Origin of the sequence: Acidisphaera rubrifaciens HS-AP3, from assembly GCF_000964365.1 — a bacterium.
GTDB lineage: Bacteria > Pseudomonadota > Alphaproteobacteria > Acetobacterales > Acetobacteraceae > Acidisphaera > Acidisphaera rubrifaciens.
On sequence record NZ_BANB01000714.1, the window covers coordinates 1 to 4,052 of the forward strand.

The window sequence follows — 4,052 nt, forward strand, 5'->3', positions numbered from 1 at the left end:
CGACGGTCGCCGCCACGCGCTGGGCGGCGACCAGCAGCGGCGGCAGCGGCGCGCCGAGCGATTCCGCGCGTCGGGCGAGCCGTCCGGCGACGTCAGCCAAGGCGGGCGACCAGCCGGTCGATGACGTCGGCGAGGGAGATCCCGTCCTCCCGCGCCGAAAAGCTCAGGGCCATGCGGTGACGCAGCACCGGCCGCGCGAGCGCCGCCACGTCGTCGATGCTCGGCGAGAGCCGGCCATCCAGCAGCGCGCGGGCGCGGCAGGCGAGCATCAGCGCCTGCGCCGCGCGCGGGCCGGGGCCCCAGGCGACGTGCTTCTGCACGAGATCGTCGTCGGACGTCTCCGGCCGGCCGCCGCGCACCAGCGCCAGGATCGCGTCCACCACGCTTTCGCCCACCGGTACGCGGCGGATCAGCGTCTGCGCCGCCTGCAACTCGTCGGCGGTCAGTACCTGCGCCGGCCGTGCCTCGGCCGCGCCCGTGGTCGCCAGCAGCATGGTCCGCTCGGCGGCGAGCGCCGGATAGGTGACGATCACCTCCAGCAGGAAGCGGTCGAGCTGCGCCTCGGGCAGCGGGTAGGTGCCTTCCTGCTCAATCGGGTTCTGCGTGGCGAGGACGTGAAACGGCTTGGGCAGGGCATGCTCCACGCCGCCGACGGCCACCCGGTTCTCCTGCATCGCTTGCAGCAGGGCGGATTGCGTGCGCGGGCTCGCGCGGTTGATCTCGTCGGCCATCAGCAGCTGGCAGAACACCGGCCCCGGCACGAAGCGGAAGCTGCGCCGTCCCTCGCTTTCGTCCAGCACCTCGCTGCCGAGGATGTCGGCGGGCATCAGGTCGGGCGTGAACTGCACGCGCTTGGCGGCGAGGCCGAGCACGACGCCCAGCGTCTCCACCAGCTTGCTCTTGCCGAGACCAGGGACGCCGACCAGCAGCAGGTGGCCGCCGCACAGCAGGGTGATGAGCGTCTGGTCGATCACCTCGTCCTGTCCGAACAGGACGCGTCCGATCTCCGCGCGCACCGCACCCACCCGGCCGCCCAGCGCCTCCACCTGCGCCAGCAACTCGGTACCGGTCAGCGGGGTCGGGACGCCCCCCCCGGGCATGCCGGCCCCTGGCACGCCAGCCTGTGACCCTGCCGCCATACCGGACGCGGCGGAAGATGCGGACATGCGTGATTCCTTCTGCGGTTATCGTCGCCCGGGGCGGGCGGCCCTTCACCGGGGTGACTGATGCTACCTATATCCTGATCATGCGCGAAGGCGCGCCGGTCGGCTGCATCGTCCTTGGCGGTTCGGCCGGCCGTCATCGGGTGGGGCAGCACAGCGCGTGCCGGCCGATCTTGGACAGACCCGGCCTTGCCGGGACATTGCCGGCTGATGGATAGCCGGATGAAGGACGCCCGGCCCATGGAGTCACCGACAGGGTCGCCGCGACGGGGAGGCGGAATGCAGGAAGTGATCGACAGGGGCGCCGTGCCGGCAGTGACCATCGGGCCGGCCAAGTCCGGGGCCGCCGAGCAGGTCCGTCACGCGGACGGCGGAAGCGGTCCCCGGATCGAGCGCGCGGCACGGGTGCCGGTCGATTGCGGCGATCTGCCGTTCCTGATCAAGCGCGACGGGACATGGCTCTATCGCGGCAGCCCGATCGGCCGGAAGGAGCTGGTCTGCCTGTTCTCCAGCGTCCTGCGCCGCGATGCGGAAGGGAAATTCTACCTCCAGACCCCCGCCGAGCGTGGCCATATCGAGGTGGAGGACGTGCCCTTCCTCGCGGTCGAGCTTGACTGGAGCGGCGAGGGCCGCAGCCAGACGCTGTCGTTCCGCACCAACGTCGACCAGGTCATCACCCTGGGGCCGGAGCACAGGATGCGGGTGGCGCACGACCTGCTGACCTGCGAGCCGACGCCCTATCTGCATGTGCGCGACGGCGACGGGGCCTTTCCGATCGAGGCGCGGATCTCGCGGGCCGTTTATTACGAATTGGTCGCACTCGCGGAACCGCATCAGGTGCGCTGCCAGCGCATGCTGGGCGTCTGGAGCGGCGGGGCGTTCTTCCCGCTGGGCGAAATGCCGCCGGGCGAGGCGTGACGGGACCGTTCGCCGGCGTGGACGCCGCTGACCTCCGCCTCCGTCTCGCCGCGCCGCGGCGGGCGGATGATCCGCTCGATGCCCGGCTCGCCGTCCCGGCTCGCTCGGACGACGCGGCCGACCTCGTGGACCACGCCCCGGTGCCGGCGGCGGTGCTGGTGCCGATCATCCTGGGCCCCACGCCCGGCATTCTTTTGACCAAGCGCACCGAACGGCTGCGCCGCCATGCCGGGCAGGTGAGCTTTCCGGGCGGGCGCATCGACCCGGGCGACCCCGACGCGACCTCTGCCGCCCTGCGCGAGGCGGAGGAGGAGATCGGGCTTTCCCCCGCGCAGGTGGAGGTCGTGGGGACGCTGCCCGATTACGTGACCGGCACCGGCTATCTGGTCTCGCCCATCGTCGGGCTGGTCCCGCCGGGCCTGCGCTACACGCCGGCGCCCGAGGAGGTGGAGGCGGTGTTCGAGCTGCCGATGGACGTCCTGCTCGATCCCGCCGCGCCGCAGCGGCGGCGGGCGCAGTATCGGGGCCGCTGGCGGGAGTTCTGGGTCTGGCCGCATCCCGATCACTATATATGGGGCGCGACCGCCGCGATCCTGCTGCACCTGGCGCGGGTGCTGCGCGCGGACGACGGGTGAGGGGCCGGGCATGCGCTGGCTGGAGCTTGGCCTGCTCGCGGCCCCGGCGCTGGCCTTCGCCGCATGGTGGTTCCTCGCGCGCCGGGGCGGTCCCTCGGCACGGATGGTGACGGCCGCCGTCCTGGGTCTCGTCGTGATGGTGTCGGCGCTGGTCTGGCTGTCGGAACGGCGCAGCCTCGGCCGTTCGGATGTCTACGTGCCGGCGATCTGGCAGAACGGGCACCTGATCCCCGGCCATGGCCGCGACGGCTGACATGGGCGGCGGGGAGGACGAGGCGCCGGCGCGGTGGATCGACCCGCCCGATTTCCTGGTCCGCCCCGCGCTGGCCGAGATCCTATCCGCGCTGCCGGGCGCGCGCGTGGTGGGCGGGGCGGTCCGCGACGCGCTGGCCGGCCGCCCGGTCGCCGATATCGACGTTGCCACGCCCGAGCCGCCCGCGCGCGTGACCGAACGCCTCGAAGCCGCCGGGCTGCGGGTCGTGCCGACGGGGCTGGCGCACGGCACCGTCACGGCGGTGACGCCGGACGGGCCGGTCGAGGTCACCACGCTGCGGCGCGACGAGGCGACGGACGGCCGCCACGCCGTCGTCGCCTTTACCGCCGACTGGCGCGCCGACGCTGCCCGGCGCGACTTCACAATCAATGCCCTGTCGCTGCGGCCCGACGGGGCGGTGTTCGACTATTTCGGGGGGCTCGCCGACCTCGATGCCGGGCGGGTGCGCTTCGTGGGCGATCCGGCGCAGCGGATCGCCGAGGATTATCTGCGCATCCTCCGGTATTTCCGCTTCCAGGCCCGCTATGGCCGCGTCCCGCCCGATGCCGCGACGGCGGCGGCGCTGCGCGCCGGGGTGCCGGGCCTCGCGCGCCTGTCCGCCGAGCGGGTCTGGGGCGAACTGCGCCGCATCCTCGTCATCCCCGACCCGCTGTCCGCGCTGCGGCTGATGGCCGCGCTCGGCGTTCTGGCCGCCGTGTTGCCCGGCGCGGTGGTGGACGATCTGGCACCGCTGATCGCGGCCGGGGCGCCGCCCGATCCGCTGCTGCGCCTCGCGGCCCTGACGGCGGAGGACGCGGCGGCGCTCGGCGCGCGGCTGCGGCTCGCCAATCATGAACAGGCGCGCCTGGAGACGCTGCGCGGCACGCCCGCGCCAGGCCCCGGCGATTCCGACGACGCGCTGCGCCGGCTGCTGGCCGACATACCCGCGGACATAGCGGCCCTGCGCGCGTGGCTGGCGCAGGCCCGGCACGGGCGCGACGGTGGGGCCGAGGGCTGGGACGCGCTGCGGGCACGGCTCGCGGTCATCGAACGCCCGGTTTTCCCGCTTGCCGGGCGCGATGC

The 4,052-nt window shown here is 73.5% G+C and carries 5 protein-coding genes; 4 read left to right on the forward strand and 1 reads right to left on the reverse strand.

Annotation, left to right across the window (positions count from 1 at the left end):
• Positions 1-92 precede the first annotated feature (92 nt).
• A complete protein-coding gene (locus B8460_RS16830; protein ID WP_048862775.1) occupies positions 93-1,100 on the reverse strand; it encodes an AAA family ATPase in 1,008 nt (335 codons plus the stop codon).
• 342 nt (positions 1,101-1,442) lie between these two features.
• Here B8460_RS16830 and B8460_RS16835 point away from each other — a divergent pair, with 342 nt between their 5' ends.
• The 4 genes from B8460_RS16835 to B8460_RS16850 form a co-directional block, all read left to right on the forward strand.
• Complete coding sequence (locus B8460_RS16835) at positions 1,443-2,081, forward strand: DUF1285 domain-containing protein (RefSeq protein ID WP_084623811.1); 639 nt, start codon at positions 1,443-1,445, stop codon at positions 2,079-2,081.
• Positions 2,078-2,716: a CoA pyrophosphatase gene (locus B8460_RS16840; RefSeq protein WP_048862776.1), complete on the forward strand. Its 639-nt coding sequence runs from the start codon at positions 2,078-2,080 to the stop codon at positions 2,714-2,716. The genes B8460_RS16835 and B8460_RS16840 overlap by 4 nt, the downstream gene beginning before the upstream one ends.
• Before the next feature lie 10 nt (positions 2,717-2,726).
• A complete protein-coding gene (locus tag B8460_RS16845; RefSeq protein ID WP_048862777.1) occupies positions 2,727-2,969 on the forward strand; it encodes a hypothetical protein in 243 nt (80 codons plus the stop codon).
• Positions 2,953-4,052 (forward strand): CCA tRNA nucleotidyltransferase (locus tag B8460_RS16850; protein ID WP_241771219.1); only part of this gene is annotated, 1,100 nt, incomplete at its 3' end. The genes B8460_RS16845 and B8460_RS16850, both read left to right, overlap by 17 nt.

Bases quoted from the DNA above. Each gene is read 5' to 3' on its own strand.
- B8460_RS16830 (WP_048862775.1), bottom strand. From the start codon at position 1,100: ATGCCCGGGGGGGGCGTCCCGACCCCGCTGACCGGTACCGAGTTGCTG.
- B8460_RS16845 (WP_048862777.1), top strand. From the start codon at position 2,727: ATGCGCTGGCTGGAGCTTGGCCTGCTCGCGGCCCCGGCGCTGGCCTTC.
- B8460_RS16835 (WP_084623811.1), top strand. From the start codon at position 1,443: ATGCAGGAAGTGATCGACAGGGGCGCCGTGCCGGCAGTGACCATCGGG.